The organism is Pedobacter sp. Leaf216 (assembly GCF_001421515.1).
Lineage (GTDB): Bacteria > Bacteroidota > Bacteroidia > Sphingobacteriales > Sphingobacteriaceae > Pedobacter.
This window is the reverse complement of record NZ_LMKM01000038.1, coordinates 120,014-139,440: the sequence shown is the minus strand read 5'-3', so window position 1 is coordinate 139,440 and position 19,427 is coordinate 120,014. Positions and strand designations below refer to the sequence as shown.

General features: G+C 35.4%; 18 protein-coding genes. 3 read left to right on the top strand and 15 right to left on the bottom strand.

Going from position 1 to position 19,427, the window contains the following annotated elements:
• Positions 1 to 2 precede the first annotated feature (2 nt).
• The 15 genes from ASE74_RS24115 to ASE74_RS24045 all read right to left on the bottom strand — a co-directional run bounded on the left by ASE74_RS24115 (position 3) and on the right by ASE74_RS24045 (position 16,557).
• Positions 3 to 719, bottom strand: a complete 717-nt coding sequence (locus tag ASE74_RS24115; protein ID WP_055915314.1) for a class I SAM-dependent methyltransferase — start codon at positions 717 to 719, stop codon at positions 3 to 5.
• Positions 712 to 1,800: a hypothetical protein gene (locus ASE74_RS24110; RefSeq protein ID WP_055915311.1), complete on the bottom strand. Its 1,089-nt coding sequence runs from the start codon at positions 1,798 to 1,800 to the stop codon at positions 712 to 714. The genes ASE74_RS24115 and ASE74_RS24110 overlap by 8 nt, the downstream gene beginning before the upstream one ends.
• A complete protein-coding gene (locus ASE74_RS24105; protein WP_200912352.1) occupies positions 1,793 to 2,917 on the bottom strand; it encodes a glycoside hydrolase family 99-like domain-containing protein in 1,125 nt (374 codons plus the stop codon). The genes ASE74_RS24110 and ASE74_RS24105 overlap by 8 nt, the downstream gene beginning before the upstream one ends.
• Entirely contained in the window at positions 2,902 to 3,801 is a 900-nt protein-coding gene (locus ASE74_RS24100; protein WP_055915309.1) for a hypothetical protein, read from the bottom strand. Before ASE74_RS24100 ends, ASE74_RS24105 begins: the two co-directional genes overlap by 16 nt.
• A gap of 14 nt (positions 3,802 to 3,815) precedes the next feature.
• Positions 3,816 to 4,631, bottom strand: a complete 816-nt coding sequence (locus ASE74_RS24095; RefSeq protein ID WP_055915307.1) for a glycosyltransferase family 2 protein — start codon at positions 4,629 to 4,631, stop codon at positions 3,816 to 3,818.
• Positions 4,631 to 5,611, bottom strand: coding sequence for a glycosyltransferase (locus ASE74_RS24090; protein WP_082458917.1), 981 nt, complete (start codon positions 5,609 to 5,611; stop codon positions 4,631 to 4,633). The genes ASE74_RS24095 and ASE74_RS24090 overlap by 1 nt, the downstream gene beginning before the upstream one ends.
• Positions 5,550 to 6,272, bottom strand: a complete 723-nt coding sequence (locus tag ASE74_RS24085; RefSeq protein WP_082458916.1) for an FkbM family methyltransferase — start codon at positions 6,270 to 6,272, stop codon at positions 5,550 to 5,552. The genes ASE74_RS24090 and ASE74_RS24085 overlap by 62 nt, the downstream gene beginning before the upstream one ends.
• Entirely contained in the window at positions 6,263 to 7,534 is a 1,272-nt protein-coding gene (locus tag ASE74_RS24080) for a polysaccharide ABC transporter ATP-binding protein (RefSeq protein ID WP_055915301.1), read from the bottom strand. Before ASE74_RS24080 ends, ASE74_RS24085 begins: the two co-directional genes overlap by 10 nt.
• On the bottom strand, positions 7,534 to 8,667 hold the full coding sequence (locus ASE74_RS24075) for an acyltransferase (protein WP_055915298.1): 1,134 nt from the start codon (positions 8,665 to 8,667) through the stop codon (positions 7,534 to 7,536). Before ASE74_RS24075 ends, ASE74_RS24080 begins: the two co-directional genes overlap by 1 nt.
• Positions 8,668 to 8,677: 10 nt before the next feature.
• Positions 8,678 to 9,532: an ABC transporter permease gene (locus tag ASE74_RS24070; RefSeq protein WP_055915296.1), complete on the bottom strand. Its 855-nt coding sequence runs from the start codon at positions 9,530 to 9,532 to the stop codon at positions 8,678 to 8,680.
• Complete coding sequence (locus ASE74_RS24065; protein ID WP_055915292.1) at positions 9,525 to 10,664, bottom strand: glycosyltransferase family 4 protein; 1,140 nt, start codon at positions 10,662 to 10,664, stop codon at positions 9,525 to 9,527. Before ASE74_RS24065 ends, ASE74_RS24070 begins: the two co-directional genes overlap by 8 nt.
• Before the next feature lie 11 nt (positions 10,665 to 10,675).
• Positions 10,676 to 12,484 (bottom strand): asparagine synthase (glutamine-hydrolyzing), encoded by a 1,809-nt coding sequence (asnB, locus tag ASE74_RS24060; RefSeq protein ID WP_055915289.1) that lies wholly within the window; start codon positions 12,482 to 12,484, stop codon positions 10,676 to 10,678.
• A gap of 199 nt (positions 12,485 to 12,683) precedes the next feature.
• Positions 12,684 to 13,187: a UpxY family transcription antiterminator gene (locus tag ASE74_RS24055; RefSeq protein WP_055915286.1), complete on the bottom strand. Its 504-nt coding sequence runs from the start codon at positions 13,185 to 13,187 to the stop codon at positions 12,684 to 12,686.
• A 140-nt stretch (positions 13,188 to 13,327) separates the two neighbouring features.
• A complete protein-coding gene (locus tag ASE74_RS24050; RefSeq protein WP_055915283.1) occupies positions 13,328 to 15,727 on the bottom strand; it encodes a GumC family protein in 2,400 nt (799 codons plus the stop codon).
• Positions 15,727 to 16,557 (bottom strand): polysaccharide biosynthesis/export family protein, encoded by an 831-nt coding sequence (locus ASE74_RS24045; RefSeq protein ID WP_055915280.1) that lies wholly within the window; start codon positions 16,555 to 16,557, stop codon positions 15,727 to 15,729. The genes ASE74_RS24050 and ASE74_RS24045 overlap by 1 nt, the downstream gene beginning before the upstream one ends.
• Positions 16,558 to 16,869: 312 nt before the next feature.
• Here ASE74_RS24045 and ASE74_RS24040 point away from each other — a divergent pair, with 312 nt between their 5' ends.
• The 3 genes from ASE74_RS24040 to ASE74_RS24030 all read left to right on the top strand — a co-directional run bounded on the left by ASE74_RS24040 (position 16,870) and on the right by ASE74_RS24030 (position 19,421).
• A complete protein-coding gene (locus ASE74_RS24040) occupies positions 16,870 to 17,208 on the top strand; it encodes a hypothetical protein (RefSeq protein ID WP_055915277.1) in 339 nt (112 codons plus the stop codon).
• A 1,054-nt stretch (positions 17,209 to 18,262) separates the two neighbouring features.
• On the top strand, positions 18,263 to 18,832 hold the full coding sequence (locus tag ASE74_RS24035) for a hypothetical protein (protein WP_055915274.1): 570 nt from the start codon (positions 18,263 to 18,265) through the stop codon (positions 18,830 to 18,832).
• Between the two features lie 172 nt (positions 18,833 to 19,004).
• The gene (locus tag ASE74_RS24030) at positions 19,005 to 19,421 is read left to right on the top strand and encodes a hypothetical protein (protein ID WP_157255522.1); all 417 of its coding nucleotides are present in this window, start codon (positions 19,005 to 19,007) and stop codon (positions 19,419 to 19,421) included.
• Positions 19,422 to 19,427 lie beyond the last annotated feature (6 nt).

Here is a 19,427-nt window from a genome sequence, read left to right as displayed (position 1 = left end):
CTTTAATTTATTTTTTGAGCAATAACGACATAGTTCATGGTATTGCTGTGATCCGTAACTCGATTATCCATGTATTCAAAAAGAATATTGATTAATTTTATAACTCTGAAAATCCGGGCAATAAATTTAATGATTTTACCTTTGATGCCTCTAATGTTGTATATAGTAGGGTAGATGGCATGTAGTAAAGCTTGCCCTGCAAGAGCCCACTTACCGCCACTTGCACAAACTGATGTTACTTTAAATCCGGCTTGCTCGAGCATATGTTGAAAACCATATTTTGTAAATCTAAAAAAGTCATAAGGCTCCTCATGTAACGGCCAGTACATTGGCCCACTAATTATTAAATATCCATTATTTTTTAATAATCGGTAAGCCTCGCTTATCAAACCATGAGGATCTTCTACATGTTCGATTGTTTGGGTACTGATTATCGTTTCGAAAAGATCATCATTTAGTGGTATCTTATTGGCAGAACAAATTAAATCAACAGCATTATTATCTGATTGTATGATATCGCATCCCAGATAACTTTTTACACGACCTTCAATAAACTGTTTATAAGGCTTATTGCCACAACCAATGTCAAGCAGATTGCCTTTTGCGTAAGATTGAAGTGCTTTAAATAATTCTTTATGATAAAAATTATAATGAAGATAAAGCGAATGATTACGATTTATATTTAAATCATTTAACCTTCCTATCTGTCTATCAATCATTGGTGATGTTTAAAATTTTGATGAATTTATTCTCTTCAATAGGGCGCTCAATACAGAAAAATTGAGTATCCGTTGTTCCGCGTAGCAAAGCAATAAGCTCATCCGTATCGCTGTATGTAGTCACTCCAGGAGCGTTGTAATAACTCCTTGATGCTGAATTATTTGCAAGTATGGGTAGTCCGCAAAGTAATAATTCTGTAATGCGGGTAAGAGCACCAGAACTTGGCTCCTGATGAATAAGCGCATAATCTGCTTCCTCTATTGTTGAAGCCAATTCTTCAAAGCTTAAAGTCCCTAAAACTGAGATGTTTGTTCCGAATGTAGTTACTTCCAATAATTCTGAACCGAATCCCGCAACTTTCACATCAACAAAACTTAAATCGGCTAGGACATCTATTATTTCCAAATAACCTTTAAGGGTTGGTGGATTATGAAATGTACCTAATAACAAGAGTTTTTTTTTGCCTGTGGAGTTATTCTTCTTTTTTGATCTCTTCTTATTTATATTAAGAAAATGATCAGTTAAATCTTTCGGAGGAAAATAGGGGAGGTAATGAGGCGCTAACCCATAAAGGGAAAGCAGCCAATTTTCCTCTCTCGAAATAGTAAATACCTTATTTGCCAATCTTAAAAAATTTATTTCTTCGTTAAACCAGATTGGGGATTTTTTTTTTGAAAATTCGCTCACATTACCATTAACAAGCGATTCGATATTGTGTGGTATTGCTATAAAAGGAATCTTATATTTATATAGAATTTCTGCCAGTAACAAGTAATAACCAGATGTAGATTCCCAGATAAATAGCTCGGGTTTACAATCCTTAATAAAATATTCAAATTTTAGGAGGTAGCGTCCTATAGCGTAGTTTGTTTTAAAACCTTTGCCTAAGTTTTTGAAAATCAATCCTCCTTTGATAAAAGATTTGATATGATTTGCAGCAGGTTCGTATTTGTCGAAATCCACTTCTTCAAATACTATTCCAGCAGCATTTAAGAGCTCATTAATTTGTGCTGTACGTTTGTTTCCTCCATGGCCGAAAATATCAGCTTTAAAATGTGAGTGCTTATAAACCTTAATCATTGTAATGAAGTTCCTCTTTTAACACCTCTAAATATTGAAGTCCAAATTTAATATCAGGCTCTAAATGATTTCCCTCAGCCCATTCATTCCACGATTTTATAAATATTATTCTTTTTTGGGGATCATTATTTTCGATCTGCTTTATATTTTCTTTTAAATGTTTTCTAAATAATTGAGGAGTAGATCCTCTCAAGATAAAACCATTTAAGCCACTTCTTGGCGAATTGTCCCAGTTTGGAATAACACAAGGATAAGACTCAAAGGATTTGTTTTCACTTCTACTCAAAAAATCTACTGCATCTGCATAGTTATACAGATGCATTGGTTTTTTAAGCAATTTGTGAAATCGATAGATTATGCCCATTTTATACAACTGATTTCTAATCTTTTTATAGAAATAGTTTTTATTGTTGCCAATTTGATGCTGTAAACTCCCGAGTAAATTTAAATTTACAGCATCACAACCGTTTAATTCAGGATTCCAACTTTCATCTGATGTATTGGCAACGATGTACAATCCTTTAAGATTGTTAGCAATAGCCAAGCTCCTGAAAATATTGGTGAAATCGATGATATCGGGGATTTTATCAGGTGAATAGATATAGAATAATGGTTTATCATCAACTCTGATATACCGTTTATCTTGGAAAGCTTTTAATAAATAATTGAAATGATTGATGTAATCTTGTCTTCCGGGATAAGTTTGTTCAATTAATATTTCTGATGGATTACCATGCCAAATGCCCGACCAACTCTCATTTGCCCAACCCAAGCAAAATGGAAAATCGGGAGTGTCAGCGGCCAAAACTTCTTCGAAAGGGCGTTGCAACAGTCTTTTACCGTTTCCGAACCAATAGTGCCAATAACAAAAACCCTCAATACCATATTTTTTTGCGAGTGATGCCTGTGCTATCCTCGATTCGTTTAATCTTAGGTCGTAAAATCCTAAATCAGCGGGGATATGAGGCTGATAATGTCCCTTAAATAGAGGCTTTGCTTTTGCAACGTTAGTCCATTCTGTAAACCCTTTTCCCCACCATAAATCATTTTCTGGAATAGGGTGATATTGAGGTAGGTAAAACGCGATAGCCCTAACTTTATCTATACCTTTTCCCATTTTTTTTCCTTTATTTTTTCTAAAAAGGTTGCCATAGCCCATTTTACAAATGGAATGTTTTCGTATTGGTTGGTATTATATTCCGGAAATAAATCTGGTGCAATATCATTCCTAATAAAAAAAGCATTGAAGCCATATTTTTCAACTCCTATAAGCTTGTAACCTTTTGTAGATGCTAACTTTATAAAGGCATTTAATGATCCACCGCAATAAATGCCGAAGCCATCAATAAATTCTGTTTTAAAATCATCTTCATATGGTACGGTTAAGGCATCAGTTGTTCCAAATATGCATTGAATTTCTACCACAACAACTCGGGGTTTTATATCTGTAATGTTTTTCCAAATCCAATAATCCATCCCATCCATATCAATAGACAGTAAATCTATTTCACCTGTATAATTGTGCTGTGCAATAAGCCCATTAACATTAGCTCTCGTGATCCATGCATTAACGAATGTTGGTGGTAATGTAAACGTATCTGGATGAACGCGATAAAATTCTTTTCCTTTCTCCACAGTTTCGGCATTTCCATCAAATAGAAGACCTTCCCACCCATGATTAATAATAAGATTGGCAGCATTACACTCAATACCATCGGATGCACAAAGTTCAACTACTCTTTTATTTGTAGTTCCAATAACAGAAAAAATAAAAAGCAGAATTCCATCTTCCGAGTTCTGTGAATATTTTCTAAAACCAACTTCTGTGAAATCATATTTAGCTATTTCATTTTTGCTTAGTGCTTTGTATTGGTTTTTCAAGATCATTTGAGCGGTTTGTTCCCCGGCAAGCATTCGTTCGGTATTTGTTAAAGATTGGTTAAGCTCTCCACTAAATCTTTTTAAAATCCTGCTTATAAATGATGAAATGATTTTCTTCATGAATTATCTGGTGATTAAAGTTTTAACCTATTCTTTATTTTTTTTAAAAACCGAATTGCAAAAGGAACACTAATTTCTATGGCGTTTTCTCTATGTAAGTGATGTTTAGCCATTACCAGTCCGAAATTAGCATCCAAGAGGTGTTGACTCCTCATCATGCTGTTATCATGCAGCCTGATTAATGTTCTGGTATCAGCCTCGTAGTGGTAATGAAATAAATAGTCGCCTTGTATACACCTTAGGTGCAAATCCCAATCTTCTAAAGCAGTTAAATCATTGTCGAATAAACCTATGTTTTCAAATAAAGCTGCAGGATACAAAGAAGCAGATATAACAAATGGGTTTCTAAATTTTATTAACTCTTTTTGACTGGCTAATCCATCTTCGAATTTTAATTCTACATGACCAATAAAATGGTTTCTGCCTAGTATTTTTAATATTTTAGGTGACGAGTTTTCGAAATAACGCATCCCTGAATAAATAATTATCCGCTCATTATTTTTGAAGTTTTTATATAACTCAAGCCCTTTTGATAACTTATTTTTTTCAATTAAATCATCGGCGTCCAACAATTGAATGAATTCACCTTTTGCAATTGATATTCCTAGATTCCTTGCAGCAGATAATCCTTTGTTAATTTGAAATTTGTAATTAAATCTTTTGTCTTTATTTACGTAGTCCAAAGCTACATCTTCAGTATCATCACCCGAACCATCATTTATAATAATGCATTCCCAATTTTGGTAACTTTGCCTAAGTACACTATCTAAACTCATTTTTAAATATTTACCTTGGTTATAACAAGGGATAATTATCGAAATAAGTTTCATCAGATTAAATGGAATATTAATTTTTTATGTAATTTATAACCAAGTGAACCAAGGTTAAATATCTTAAGAAGTTGATATTTAAAGTTATTTTGATTTTGTGTTACAATAACCGCTAAAAATTCCTTGTATGCATAATAGTCTGCTATCGTTTCTAACTTCCTTCTATACCAAACCTTTAAATAGTCATTGAAAAGCTGTTTATATGATTTACCAACATTTCTGTATAAGTCGTAAATAACATCTATGCTAGCGTCAATTGCAAGTTTATCCTGATGAGTTGTTGATTTTGAGTGTACTCTATAAAAGGCTAATACCTGATTTAAGGATTTAAACTCAACTCCCTTTAATAGTAATTTTAACCAAAGTTCAAAATCTTCGCTTATTCCCCTATCACTAAAAAGCCCAACTTCAAAAAGGGTTTCTCGTTTAACCAAAACTGTTAATAAAGGAATCCGGTTATATAATAGGAATGACTCTACACCGTTAATTCCTTGGTATCTTGCATTTACTACACCAAATGTTTGATTTTTAATCACCGGTTTGCCATCTGATAAATCATCATATTGAATGTAAGCATCTGAGAAAACAAGTTCACACTTGGATTGATGAAGAAAGTCAACCATAATTGCCAGTTTGTCCACTTTCCAAAGATCATCAGCATCGAGAAATGCTATAATATTGCCTGTGGAATGTTTAATTCCCAAATTTCTGGCAATTCCTTGCTTCATATTGGTTTGATAAAATGTTTTAATTCTTTTATCTAGTGCGATAAAATCAGAGATGATTTCTGAGGTATTATCTATTGAACCATCATCTATAATTATCAATTCCCAATCTGAGTAGGATTGCTTAATCACGGAATAAATTGATTCGCCAAGGAATTTTTCACCGTTATAAACGGGCATAATGATAGAAACTTCAGGCAATTTTTTTAAAAAAAATGGTATTCTGTGTTTTCGCAACCATATTATAGCCGACATTATTCAGATAGGTAGATAATTCGCTGTTATAAGATTTCATAACATCGGCAAATAAATCTTCTACTAGAATGAGATTAGGACGGAATTTTAACCAGTCATTCGATCGGAGAACTTTTAAATCCAGTCCCTCAACATCAATAGATAAAAAATCAATCTCGTTTGCTCCTAATTTTGATAAGTTTTGTTCGAGGACTGTTGCAAGTCTGGTGGTTTTAAGTGAAATTTTATCCAATAGTTTAACCGTTGGATAGGTTAAAAAAACAGCAACATTTTTAGTGTCAAAAGTATTCAGTTCAGGGCTGCTAAACATATAATAATCAAGATTCGCTACCTCATCAGAAATAGGTTGTTCTATATTAATATCATAAGGTCTTGTCTTGTTAAATTGTGCCATAGAGCCTGGCATAGCATCGATATTGATTCCACGCCATCCCATTCGGTAAAAATAATAAGTATTACTCAGTGATGAGGGATGATGAGCACCAACATCGACATAAATACCATAATGTTTTTTGCCTATTATCCTCTCTATTAAACGATCTTCGCCTTCTTGTGAAAATGTTAATATACCCGAATTTTCAGATTGTGTAATAATTCTACGTTTTATAAATCTTGGAATAATTCGAACTAAATAATTTAGCATCAATTCTTTCAGCTCCATTTTCCTTTAATTAAGAATGCTACTTTTGAAGTTTGATGTCCAATGCTTCCTGTTTGATAAAAATTGCCGGATTCAATAACTAATTCCCCCAAAGGCTCTAGTGGCATATCTGCAATAATATTATCGGCTTTTAAAAGTCCTCTGATAAAGTATGTTCTATTGCTTAGATAGTTATCTGCTAATTCGAAGAAAACCTCATTTAATCCTTTTTTCAGGTTAAAAATTTTATCTTGATAGCTACTGTAAATAACAGATAGCATATTTTCATCTTCATCGTGGATTGAAAATCCAATGTCAATATTTTGAATGTCAGATTTAGCATTTAAAATAAATTTAAGAACTATTGTTTCACCACTCAGCATTACAGATTTGGGCTCACAATAATTATTAAGAATATCAAAATCATAAAATTGTACCACCCCTGAACCTTCTCTTTTGGAACTAAGGCTGACTTTTGCCAAGCGTTCTTTGTTTGAATGGTAATAATGCTCAATCACACGATGAGTAAGATCTGACATTTCTATATTTCCTTTATTTAAAAGTATACTGGAACTGCACAATTTTTTTATGGCGGTCATGTTATGACTTACAAATAGCACCGTTCTTCCTTCACCCTTACTCACTTCGCTCATTTTACCCAAGCATTTTTTTTGGAAATCAGCATCTCCAACTGCCAATACTTCATCCACAATTAAAATTTCGCTTTCTAAATGCGCAGCCACAGCAAAGGCCAGCCGTACATACATTCCTGAACTATACCTTTTAACTGGTGTGTCCAAATAACGTTCAATACCGGCAAAATCAACAATTTCTTCAAGTTTACGTTGGATTTCTCTTTTGCGCATCCCTAAAATGGCTCCATTTAAAAAAATGTTTTCTCTGCCTGAAAGTTCTGGATGAAAACCAGTTCCAACCTCCAAGAGACTTGCTATTCTGCCATTTCCTGATATTCTACCAGTTGTAGGGGTAGTAACCTTACTTAATATTTTTAACAGTGTACTTTTTCCTGCACCGTTTTTACCGATAATACCAACCGCATCACCCTTCTTTACCTCAAAACTTATATCTTTTAAGCTCCATACCACATTGCTATGGCTTTTTGTATTTTGATCATTATTTTCGCCGATAATTAATAAAGGATCTTCTTTTCCTCTAATGCGTGCATACCAACGCTCTAGATCACGACTGAGTGTACCGCTACCAATTTGCCCAAGTTGATAAGCCTTACTTAAACCTTCGACGCTGATTGCGATATCTTTCATTATAAAATATTAGGTTTTAGACGTTTTTTCAAGTTAAGAAAATATCTTTCGAAACCATAGTAGGATAATAAAGCAGCGATAATAGAAATTAAAATATTAAATGGAAATGCAGCTCGCGGTAACACGTTTGGATAAAAGTTAATTGGAATTATAAAAAGCTGTTGCCAGATGTATAAGCTGTATGAAATAATGCCTAACTTAACCATTAAAGGATTATTTAAAATTTTGAATGTTAATCCCTTTGTATTAATAATTGTAGCCAGAAGCAGATAAGCTATAGCTGTGTCTGAAACTATATGTCCTAGCGGTAATAATAATTTACCAAACATTCCTCTATGAGTGCAATAATAGATAAAGAAAATTAAAATTATCGCTGCTAAATATAGATATCCTTTTAACCAATACTTCTCAAAGGAATTAAAGACTCCTCTGAAACATAAGATAGAAAGCAGTGACCCTAAAAATATTGCATCTGCACCATTAAAGAAAGGCCCCAATGTTTCTATGTAAAAACCGGCTTTATACCATAATATCCGCAAAAATTGTGTCAAAACAATTATCAGTAAAGTACACCACCAAATTCTATTCTTTAAAAAATAAATCATGATTGGCCATAAAACATAAAATTGTTCTTCCACTGATAGTGACCAAGTGTGCCCACAAAGCCATGGAAGATTAAACATGATAAAATTAGTGTAATAAAATAGCATTCCTAGAAACTGGACGTTTGTTATATTCAGTTGATAGTGAGAAGATACCATGAAAACTGTAATGGTATACAAATACAACACTGGGAAAATTCTAAGGGCCCGTTTAGCTAAAAAGTGTATTAAAATTATTTTTCCTGTTGAAATAAGCTCTTTCAATAGCAAACTGGTTATCAAAAACCCACTTAATATAAAAAAAATCCTCACTCCAAGATCCGGATATATAAAGGTTTCTAAAAATTTATAGCCGATTGAATTTTCTTGAATGCTTAGTTTAGCATGTCCTAAAATTACCATCAATATTGCTACTGCTCTCCAGCCATCGAGCGATGGAAGATAAGTCTTGTCTAAAAATTCTGGAGTAGTTAAATTTGAATTTAACTTTACTATAATTAATTTTAAATTATTTGAAGTAAGAAAGGGCATTATTTAATTTCTAAACCGTATCAACAAAATTCCGTTCAACTTTATTAAAAATCACAATTCCAAAAGCGAGTAGCCCCAATGTAACCACTGTCGCATACCCTAAACTTGCCCAGCTAAAACTGCCTTCGCCCAAAAAACCAAACCTAAAGGTTTCTAAAATAGGCGTCATTGGGTTATATTTAATAATCCAGGCATATTTGGGGTATTTAGTAAGCGCAACAGATAATGGGTAGATTACGGTGGTAGCATACATTAACAATTGCACGCCAAATCCGACGAGAAATGCCAGATCGCGGTATTTAGTAGTCATGGCTGAGATGATCATCCCTGTGCCCAAACCCAATAAGGCCATTAAAATTACCACAACAGGAATTAGTGATATAGCCCATGAAGGATGAAAATTTGCACCGGATAAATAGTAATAGCCGGACATGATCAGAAAGAGAACCATCTGTACACCAAAACGCACCAGATTACTTACCACAATACTCAAAGGCATAATTAATCTGGGGAAATATACTTTCCCGAAAATACCTGCATTATCTCTGAAAACTGTAGAGGTTTTGGTTAAACAGTCCGAAAAGTAATTCCATGCAGTGATACCGGCCATGTAAAAAAGTGGTTTTGGAAGTCCATCAGTAGAGATACCCGCAAGATTTCCAAAGATAAAAGTGAAGATGACAGTCGTAAATAAAGGTTGAATGAAAAACCATAACGGACCTAAAATAGTCTGTTTATAGAAGGAAACAAAATCGCGCCTAACCAAAAGCCAAAGCAGATCGCGATAGGCCCATATCTCGTTAAGTTTTAAATCGAATAAAGAAGCTTTAGCCTCAATAGTCCAGCCGTGCTCTTCGTTATGCATACTTTTTTTCGTTCATTGGCCTATGCTGAAATAACAAATCAGCAACCTTTTTTCTATATTGTGTGTATCCAAATGTTTCAAAACAAAGCTTTTGGATTGCTTTTGCATCATGTTTTTCTTTTTGCAATGCGCTAATCACCTCTTTACCAATTTCGGATGTATTACATGCATCCACAAGGATACCCAGTTTTCCATCCATTAACGCATCTGTGCTACCATCAGCATTCCCTCCGATAACGGCACAGCCATGCGCCGCAGCTTCTATAAATACAAGCCCGAAACCCTCTGCTTTGCTCGGCATTGCAAATACATCTGCCAATTGATAGTATAAGTTTAGTTCCTCATCAGACACAAAACCCGTAAGTATGACGTTTTTTTCAAGTTTAGCTTCAATAATGAGCGAATTGATCCGTGCCAATTCGATTTGATCAGCTTTTCCAACAAGTAAATAAACCAAATCCGGATAATGCTGAAGAACCTGTTTCATGCAGCCAATTACCGAATCGTAACCTTTATATTGTTCGGATGAAGATAAACGGCAGATGCTCAACAATACTTTTTGAGTGCTTTTAATCCCATGTTTTTTAAGGAGTGTATCTGGTTTTAATGCTGGCTCAATTATTTTAAAATAGGGATCCAAACAATTGTTCAGTACTTTAATCTGAGTACCCGAAATGCCGTGCTGCCTAATAATCTGCGTAGCTGTATACCGGCTTACCGACCAGATCTCTATGCTTTTAAGCATTTTTTTTTTCCAATCGGCCAATGAATGCCATAGCTCTATACCGTGGGCAAAAAGAATAACCCTGACTGCTGGCTTCAACTTTTTAATGACTTTAGCAAAGATTAATAAATGCACATGACTTAAAACCACCACATCTGCTTTTAATCCCTGTTTAAGGGTAGCCAAGCCAAAAGCTGCTTTTCTGCCAGAGTAGCCTTTAAATGAGCTTGATGATACATAAGCAAAATCAGCCTGGTCATCGTACATCGACAATACATTATAAGATTTTATCTCAGCTCTTGCCATCAAATCATCAAGTGTTTTTGCAAAAGTTTTACTTACTTTTTCTATCCCTCCAGTTAAACTGAAGGTATGTAAGGTTAAAAATAAAACTTTTACGCTTTTCAAATTCGTTTTTACTAACGCCTAAATACATGGTATAGTGACATTGCCTTGCTCCAGTGTAAATTACCCTGTCTAAAATCATTTACCATTTTCGCTGCAAACTGATTTTCACTGGTTTTAATTAAACCTAAAAATTGTTCGTCTTTCCTTAACCAATGTTGAAATGGGAAAGTAAACCCCATTTTATTTCGATCCCAGATTAACCGGGGGAGTATGGAAGAAAAAGTATTGATCAAAAATGATTTTGGCCGTTTGCCTTCAAACTTTATTTTCGAATTGATAGTATTTAGCGTTTCAAGCAAATCCCGATCTAAAAAAGGTACGCGAACCTCCACACCATGTTGCATACTCATTGCGTCGGTATCCTTAAGTAACTGATTTTGCATGTATAAGTTACATTCCAACCAGCTGGCCCTGTCACCATCCTTTAACTCCGGTTTTACAGTGCCAATGTTAGCCTGTTGCAGTACGCCATTTACCATTTCGATGGAACACGATAACAATTTTGCAATTTCATCAGGCGTAAATATGCCCCTTAAGAAAAGATACTCACCAACCGTATTTTGATAACTTAAATAATAAATCCTTTTCAGGGCTGCCGTTTTTAAATGAATGCTTTTCCGAAGAACCGATCTGGGTACCTTTTTCAGCAACTTTACCAATCCCATGCGCTTAAAAGAAGGGTAACCTCCAAATAATTCATCAGTACCAATGCCAGAAAGAACAGCCTTTAAACCACTCTCCTTTGCGAAGTAATTGACAAACCACGAATTAATCCCATCAGCAGTGGGTTGATCCATGGCTTTAAGCGCAGTAGGGAAATGTTTATTGAAGAGGGTAGGAGTAATGGTATACTCCGAATGATTTCCATGCATTTTCTGCACAATGGCATCCTGGTAAACTTTCTCAGAAAATTCAGCTTCTTCGAAATTGATTGATACCGTGTTGATTGGATTGACATTTAGTGTATTCTGCATTTGAATTTGATCGGCAAGCAAACTCAAAATACTACTGTCTATACCTCCACTCAAAAATACACCGATTTTGGCGTCTGCTAGCAGATGCCTTTTAACAGCGGTATTTAAACTTTTTTGTACAGCAATTTTAGCCTCATTGCGATCAAAAATATTCGCGATCGCTTGTTGTTTAACATAGCTTATGATTTGAAAAGTATCTGTTTGATGTTGCCAGATCAGATAATTTCCTTTAGGCAGCATTTGCACTTCGTTAAAAGTGGTATATGGCTCTGGTAAATGCCCGAAAGCCAGGAAATATATTTTCCAATTTGGATCTTCGGTATACGCATAATCAGTACGCGAGAAAGCTTTAACTTCCGATGAGAAAACCAGATGTTTCGCGTTTGCATAAAAATAAAGAGGTTTAATGCCTGAATGATCTCTAACAAGAAAACTGAGCTGTTTAACAGCATCATACAAACAAAAAGCGAACATTCCTTTAAATTTACTGAAGCTTTCAACTCCCCAGGCCGCATAGCCAGCTAAAATTACTTCGGTATCACATTCGGTTTTAAACTGAAAGCCTGATTTTTGAAGTTCTTTCTTAAGTTCTAGATAATTGTATATCTCGCCATTAAAAGAAACGACTAATTTACCCTGTTGGTAATGCATAGGCTGATGCCCGTTTGGAGATAAATCCAGGAGGGCCAAACGTCTATGCCCCATTACAATCCCATCACTTCTATTGGCATAAAATCCTTCACCATCGGGACCGCCATGAGCCATTATCGTACACATGCCTTTTACTTCCTGCTCAAGTATATTGATCGGTTTATTCCGGTCGATTATGCCTGCTATTCTACACATTTATTTTAACCTTCCATCTTTGCCCGGACACAGCTTCGCCCTCTCAGTCACATTTTTATTTTAAAATTGACTGACATTTTAATAATGTATTTTCCCACTCACCAATCCAGCTAAACAGATTTATACTTGTTTAGCTTTTTTCTGTTCGCATGCAGTTCACTAAACGGCGCACTTGCTCACATCTTACTTCTCTTTAGCTTCAAACTGGTTCCACAAACGCAACAGATGTATTAATCTCAATAGCGTAGCCCATATTTTGTAAACGTAAAATGATACGTTGTTTATTTTGTATTGATACCAATTCGGCCATAATTCCTTTAAACGGACCTGCTTTAATTAGCACCCGTTCACCAGGTTTAATGTCATATTCAAAAACCTCAAGATCTGCATCAGTCGCAAGCAGAAGTTTAAGGTCGTTAATTTGTTGTTCGGGTATATACGCGATTTGGCTGGAGAAATAAATGAACCTTGCAATGCCGTTGGTCATCAAAACTTCAGCATATTCTTTTGCAGAAATATACACAAACAGGTAGGATTTAATTAAGGCCTCCTCAACTATTTTTTTACGGTCGCTCCATTGTTTAACCGTTTTTTTAAGCGGTAAATAAGCTGGAATGCCTTTTCTGGTCAATTCATCAAATGCCTTTTTTTCTGCTCTCGAACGCGTGTAAACCGGATACCACCTGTAATTTTGATCAATCATTAAGCTTAATCTTTATAAAAATCCTTGCTCACTTCAACATTTCAATCATACCACCCTATTGGTAGATATCAATTAACCTTTTCCACACCAATTAACCATGAACTATTGATCAATGAATGGCATTGTTTAACCAATTGATCTTATTTCCTTTTCCAAAACATCCACCATTTTCGTTTCTCCTCATCATAATAGCCAGAGCCAGAATAACCAGAGTAATCAGAATAATAGTAAGTGCTGTTTCCACCTCCACGACTGTAATCAGTAGTATAATAATTCGAATAAAGCGCATCGTCGCCAAAAGCATTAAGTACAATAGCTAGATTGTTAAGGCCATACTCCCTGGATAGCCTCTCAGGGATGCTTGCAGCCCTTTGTTGTGACACACCTGAACGGATCACAAATAAATTCACATCAGATTGTCGGATGAGGGGAATAGCATCTGATACCAAACCAACGGGTGCAGTATCAACCAGTACGTAATCATATTCTTTTTCTAAATTTCGAAGTAAATTTTGCATAAAAACTGTGTGCAATAGTTCAGACGGATTAGGTGGAACAGGTCCTGAGGGAATAAAGTCTATACGGTGAATTTCATCGTGGATCAACACATCTTCAAGTTGATGCTGCCCGGAGAGTACCGAACTTAAGCCTTTTTTATTATCAACATCGAAAGCCTTGTGTAGTCTGGATTTACGTAAATCCGCAGCAATTAATATTACTTTCTTATCGATTAGCGCTAAAGTGCCGGCAAGGTTCAGAGTAACAAATGATTTTCCTTCTCCTGAGATTTCTGAGGTAACGCAAATTATTTTACTTTGTTTATGACTGGCCAAAAAGCTTAGGTTAGTTCTTACAGAACGGACAGATTCGGCAAAAACTGATTTGGGCTTGGCAATCGACAATGCTTGCCGATTGTCCTGATCTATAAAATCAGGAAATTTACGTATAACACCAATGATTGGCGTTTTTGTCAAGCCCTCAACGGCCTCTTTATCATAGATGTAGGGATTTAAGAAGCGCACTAATAAAATTAAGCCCATTCCTACCCCCGTACCTAGTAATATAGCGAATGTATATACCTTATTTGAATCGGATGCAATAGAAAAATAAGAAGGGTAGGCAAAATTAACAATAGCAGCTCCTGCAACAATGGCTGCCGCATTCATCTCTGCCTCTAATTTCTTCTCCGATAAATAGGAACGGACTTTGTTATTCACTTCAAAATTAGTACTCAATTTAACAAAGTTTTGTTCTTTTAAAGGTATAGTACTAATGCTTTGGTTTACTCCTGAAATTTGGTTGTCAATGTAACGAAGCGTTTGCTCATTGCCTTCCCGCATCAGCCGGATATTATTTCTAATTCCTGATTTGATATTCGAAATCTGTTGTTCAATTTGTTTAACTGGTTGCGAATCTGATGTAAATTGGCTAAGCTTAATTTCACGGTTAGTCAAAAGGGTATTTAACTGCATCACCAATGAACCCAGGCCCGAATTCAGTTCTCCCTCTAAGTCAAGGCCAATTTCAACCTTAGTTCGGTTGTTGTTAACCTGGTCCTCCAGTTGTTTTATACCAAGGAGTTTAATGTTAAGTTCGGTTTTTTGTTTTTCGAAATCGGCAAGTTTACTTACAGTCATTGAAGTTGAAGTACCCAAATCCACAATCTTGTTCTGCGTTTTGTAATTTGCAAGGGTACTTCCTGATTTTCCTGCTTCGGTATTAATAAAACCCAACTGACTGTCGATAAATTCAACCGTTTGCTTTGCAGATCGCTGCCGTTGAATCAAGTCGTAACGAACATATTCCTTCATAATAGCATTAAGCATATCTGCAGCAAATACTGGGTTGCCATCCGTTAAACTTAAGCTCATTACATTGGTAAAACGAGCTGCTTCCGCCACATTTACACTCATGGCCCTGCCAACAAAATCCTCCTTGGTATTAAATTTAAAGCTGTAATTTCCGTTTGGAATTTCCGATCGGATCCGGAACTGCATATTCCCTAAGTTTATTACTTCTCCGTATTTATGCGGAACTAATTGAGCCTTTTGATTATTTGGGTCACCGATTTTGAAGGTGTTTTTATCTAAAGCCTCAACAACATATAATCCTTTACTAAAATTGACTGAATCCTGTTTAATGATCTCGATCTGAAATGGAATATTTGGGTAAAGTTCTGTTGTCCTGATTCTTCCTTTAAGGTAATAAGAGATTTTATAATCAAGATTAGCAATGGCATTTAACATTACTTCGTTACTCCTGATGACAAAACTTTCTGCCTGAATTTTATCCGTATAGTTATAAACCTGCGTAGGCATCTGGTTATTGGTGCTTACGCTCGGGTTGCTGTCTTGTAATTTCAATGAAGCATAGGTTTGATATACCGGTATAGTATACAATACCTTAATTTTAGCAATAACCAAAGCAATAGCTATACAGCCGGCAATCCAATACCATCTACTCCAAAAAACACGGAATATTTTATAAAAATCAATTTGCTGGCTAACGGCCTTTGCTTCTAAATTCTGTTCTTTTTCCATTAACGTGTTAGCGCGAAAATTAATGTTGCAAGGTTAATCACCACCAATAGAGGCTGTACAATATTATTATAGCTTTGTAAACGTTCGCTTAAGGCTTGCCCTTTGGTTTGCTGGATAACAATAATATCGTTATTTTGAAGTACCAGTTTCTTACTAGCCAGGCTATTGATATCGTTTAAATTAACATAGATAATTTCGGGATGGCTGCGATCACCCCTAATAATTTTTAAACTTTTGGGGTCTGCCGTTTTGGTAATCCCACCAGCTTCTCCTATTATTTCAATGAGATCTGTATTGTCTTTTTCGAGGTAAAAATTTCCTTGTCTTCCAAATTCACCCAGTAAGGTAACCTTCAAATTCACTACAGTTAATTCAATTATCGGATCTTTGAGCAATTTACTTTTATAAATATTCTGTATTTTGATGGCTGCTTCTCTTCTTGTTAAGCCGATGACTTCTACTCTGCCTACCGCTGGTAAATTAACCATACCATCAGGCTCTACCGCATAAGCCAATACATTCTGAGCGGAGCCACTTTGGTTACTGTTGGAGTTTGCTGAGCCTGAAACTCCTGCGCTATTACCATTTGTTGCTCCAAATTCCGGATTCTGCACATTCCGGATGGCCAGTTGATCATTAACTTTAATTTTATAATAAATATCACTAAGCCCTTGATCATTTACCACATAAACCTGCTTAATCGTATCTGTAACAATATCTGTTGGCGCATTGAATAAGCTATGTTGCTTGCGTACAGAACAACTCGATAAGATTGAACTTAAAATAACAACGCATAGTAGTAGCAGAGGTAAGTATTTCTTTTGGGACATAATTTTAAAGATACGTTTATGCGATTAAACTTCCACATATCTGCTACAAAAATACGTTTTCTATTGGCTAAAAAAAAAGCATAATCTGTTATCTTATTACCATAAGAGACCTGTCCCGCTATAATACATTGATTATGAATAGAATATTAATGCTGCTGTATTTTTCTTAAGATGTATCTGATAATCAAATCGATAACAGGTGTATGATTTGTATTGTTAAAAAAAATAATGCGCTTGCGAATTATCAAGATTAATTGTTTTGTCGTATTTATAATACGGTATTCGCAGAGTATTAGTTTTTATTACTATCTAATGAAAAAGCAGCTCTGTGCCATTGTTTTCTTTCTCCTTATTTTTTCATCGTTTGCTTCTGCTCAATGGGCAGCAAGTTCGGATGGAAACTGCTTGTATGATGTTTTTGGAAACCTGGTGCCCAACAGTTGTCAAACAGATATTAAATGCAAATATAAAGACACTGGCACCAGCAGAAAAAACTGCTTTGGCGTGCCAACGCCATTCGGCTGCTTTGGCTTTGAGTACACTGAAAAACTGTTTATTACAGAATGTCCTTTAGATGACTTGGTTAATCCCTTATACATTATTTTGGGAACTATAGTATTTTTAAATCTGCGAAATCGCAAGCATCTCTAAATAGATAGACTATATGAGATACATTGAATTTTAGCTTAAAAATATCTTTGTCGGCAACTCCTGTTAATAACGATGTCTTTACTTTCTGAATATTATTTGTTTAATAAACATTTAATCAGGTTTGTACTATACTCATAGTTAAGTACATAAATCAAATTTTTTGTATGATTTACCATATTTATTGGTATTCTTACAAGTGTGTGCTAACTTTGTGCGACAATAGTTTATCCCTTGGTCCCGCTTATGAAAACAGTTAATTGCTTATTATGTATATTATTTTGCGTGTTTTTAAGTAGTATCACTAAAGCTCAAGGCACATATACTGGTTGCTACTTACCTTCCACCAATAAGGTTTATACAAGAGAACCATATCCGCCGTATTTTCTGCCAGTATCAGGCGCTGTCTCCCTTAGTCCGAGTTACTGTTATTGGACTCCAACTTCTGGCCCTGCTACTTGCACAGTTTGCACTGTTAGCATTACGCAAACTTGTGATGCCTCTGGTAATAACTGTGTTTTTACAAGTTGCAATGGTGCACAGGTGGGCATTAGAGGAACTTTCACAATGATATACTGTTCCCTAGACGAAAATATTTTATTGCTTTTACTTACTAGTGGGGCTGTTGCTTTATCTATTATCTATAAAGAAAAATTAAGCAGTAACTAAATATTGTTTCCAATAATAGCGCCAATACTTAAATATTAAAATTATCAATTCGATTTTCTCGATGACAATTGTCAAGCGTTTTGCTCGCCAATGTTCATTGCCTTTACCCGCTTTTCTGGGTTTTATTGCATTTCAGCGTATTTTTTTATAATTTTTATGATTTGGTAGATATGTCATATCTGCCTCATATTCATTTCGTTCATTTATTATTTTTTTCTTTTTTGCTTAGTTTTGTAATATTAATCTTACGATTATTTGGGGTGTGTGTTCGGTTTTATACTGTCGCTGCTTCAGGATTTAGTTGTCTATTATCATAAACAAAAAGATTGCCGCATAACATCTCCATTCATGGGAGTTACGTATGTGCACCCATTAGTACCAAACAATAATGTCGAAATATCTCTCTTTAACTGTCTCGTCAGCAGTTTTATTTTTCTCGTTTATATCACCATCATTTAGTCAAGTTACCGGACGTGGCTGTAATTTAGGTAGTAATGTAGCAACACAATTTTTAGGCACGGCCACTTACAATGGAGACATTACCCAAAGTGTTCGGCTTTACAGATCTAGTCCATTAGTACCCATAATTACAGGTAACGGATACAGCGGCTATAGATGCGGCTATATAAATGTGTATCCGGCAGGCACCAGGTATGTATCTGCTACAAACTCCAACGTCTCCTATAACGCAGCAAATGAAATTACAGGAACCTCCAATACAAGGTGCGCAACTTCATCTTCTTATACCGCAAACTTTACGAGCGGCAATGGTAATGAAGGAACTGAGATTGATTATAGGTACAACGATCCCGCATATTATGCTGATGCGGATCCAAATTATCCATGTTCAGCGCAGCTTAATAATCTACCTATTGATGATTATCTTTCATTGTTATTATTTCCAATAGGAGCCTGTAGTTTTTTGTTTATTCGAAAAAGAGCAAGCAGTCTTTATTAACATCATAATTAAAAAATATTCCTTATAGTTTTGGCAAGTGTACGATTTTATAGATAGTTACTGGGTATCGCATTATACATTTACTTCTTTTTTTGAACAAAACGAACAATAAATAGGGTATCCAGTATGCGTAAGTTTGTGTTGAACCACCCCGGATTCGACCATGAAATGCTTGCAGATAATCTTTCTTATCATCTTTATTTGTTTCGCAAAGCCATCTTTTGCTGCAGAGGGCTGTCTGGTAGGAAATACTGTTTACCCAAATTTTGCAGGTTATAGTACTGTTAATTTAATTCCCCTTTCTTTAGGTACAAAAACTTTTTATATTACTTCTCCATATTCAACTGCGTATGGCACTTGCCCAGGTTGGGTAAATATTAATAGTAGCGGTGGTTCTTGTATTTATGGGAATCCAACTTTGGGTGCAAACCTTGGGGGGCTCCAGATCGCGATTTGTGTAGCTTGTCCAACTGGTACCCTTGTCGATTATACCTTTGTAAATTGCAACCTCGACGATTACTCATGGCCACTCGCCACTGCCGCAGGTATTTTTGGCATATTCATCATAAGGAGAAGAAATAAATTTTAGCACCCT

Excerpts from the sequence above, each read along its gene's own strand:
- ASE74_RS24115 (WP_055915314.1), bottom strand. The coding sequence starts at position 719 with ATGATTGATAGACAGATAGGAAGGTTAAATGATTTAAATATAAATCGT.
- ASE74_RS24085 (WP_082458916.1), bottom strand. The coding sequence starts at position 6,272 with ATGGAGCTGAAAGAATTGATGCTAAATTATTTAGTTCGAATTATTCCA.
- ASE74_RS24070 (WP_055915296.1), bottom strand. The coding sequence starts at position 9,532 with ATGCATAACGAAGAGCACGGCTGGACTATTGAGGCTAAAGCTTCTTTA.
- ASE74_RS24075 (WP_055915298.1), bottom strand. The coding sequence starts at position 8,667 with ATGCCCTTTCTTACTTCAAATAATTTAAAATTAATTATAGTAAAGTTA.
- ASE74_RS24090 (WP_082458917.1), bottom strand. The coding sequence starts at position 5,611 with ATGTCGGCTATAATATGGTTGCGAAAACACAGAATACCATTTTTTTTA.
- ASE74_RS24080 (WP_055915301.1), bottom strand. The coding sequence starts at position 7,534 with ATGAAAGATATCGCAATCAGCGTCGAAGGTTTAAGTAAGGCTTATCAA.
- ASE74_RS24110 (WP_055915311.1), bottom strand. The coding sequence starts at position 1,800 with ATGATTAAGGTTTATAAGCACTCACATTTTAAAGCTGATATTTTCGGC.
- ASE74_RS24035 (WP_055915274.1), top strand. The coding sequence starts at position 18,263 with ATGTCGAAATATCTCTCTTTAACTGTCTCGTCAGCAGTTTTATTTTTC.
- ASE74_RS24105 (WP_200912352.1), bottom strand. The coding sequence starts at position 2,917 with ATGGGAAAAGGTATAGATAAAGTTAGGGCTATCGCGTTTTACCTACCT.
- asnB (WP_055915289.1), bottom strand. The coding sequence starts at position 12,484 with ATGTGTAGAATAGCAGGCATAATCGACCGGAATAAACCGATCAATATA.
- ASE74_RS24055 (WP_055915286.1), bottom strand. The coding sequence starts at position 13,187 with ATGATTGATCAAAATTACAGGTGGTATCCGGTTTACACGCGTTCGAGA.
- ASE74_RS24095 (WP_055915307.1), bottom strand. The coding sequence starts at position 4,631 with ATGAAACTTATTTCGATAATTATCCCTTGTTATAACCAAGGTAAATAT.
- ASE74_RS24040 (WP_055915277.1), top strand. The coding sequence starts at position 16,870 with ATGAAAAAGCAGCTCTGTGCCATTGTTTTCTTTCTCCTTATTTTTTCA.
- ASE74_RS24050 (WP_055915283.1), bottom strand. The coding sequence starts at position 15,727 with ATGGAAAAAGAACAGAATTTAGAAGCAAAGGCCGTTAGCCAGCAAATT.
- ASE74_RS24100 (WP_055915309.1), bottom strand. The coding sequence starts at position 3,801 with ATGAAGAAAATCATTTCATCATTTATAAGCAGGATTTTAAAAAGATTT.
- ASE74_RS24045 (WP_055915280.1), bottom strand. The coding sequence starts at position 16,557 with ATGTCCCAAAAGAAATACTTACCTCTGCTACTACTATGCGTTGTTATT.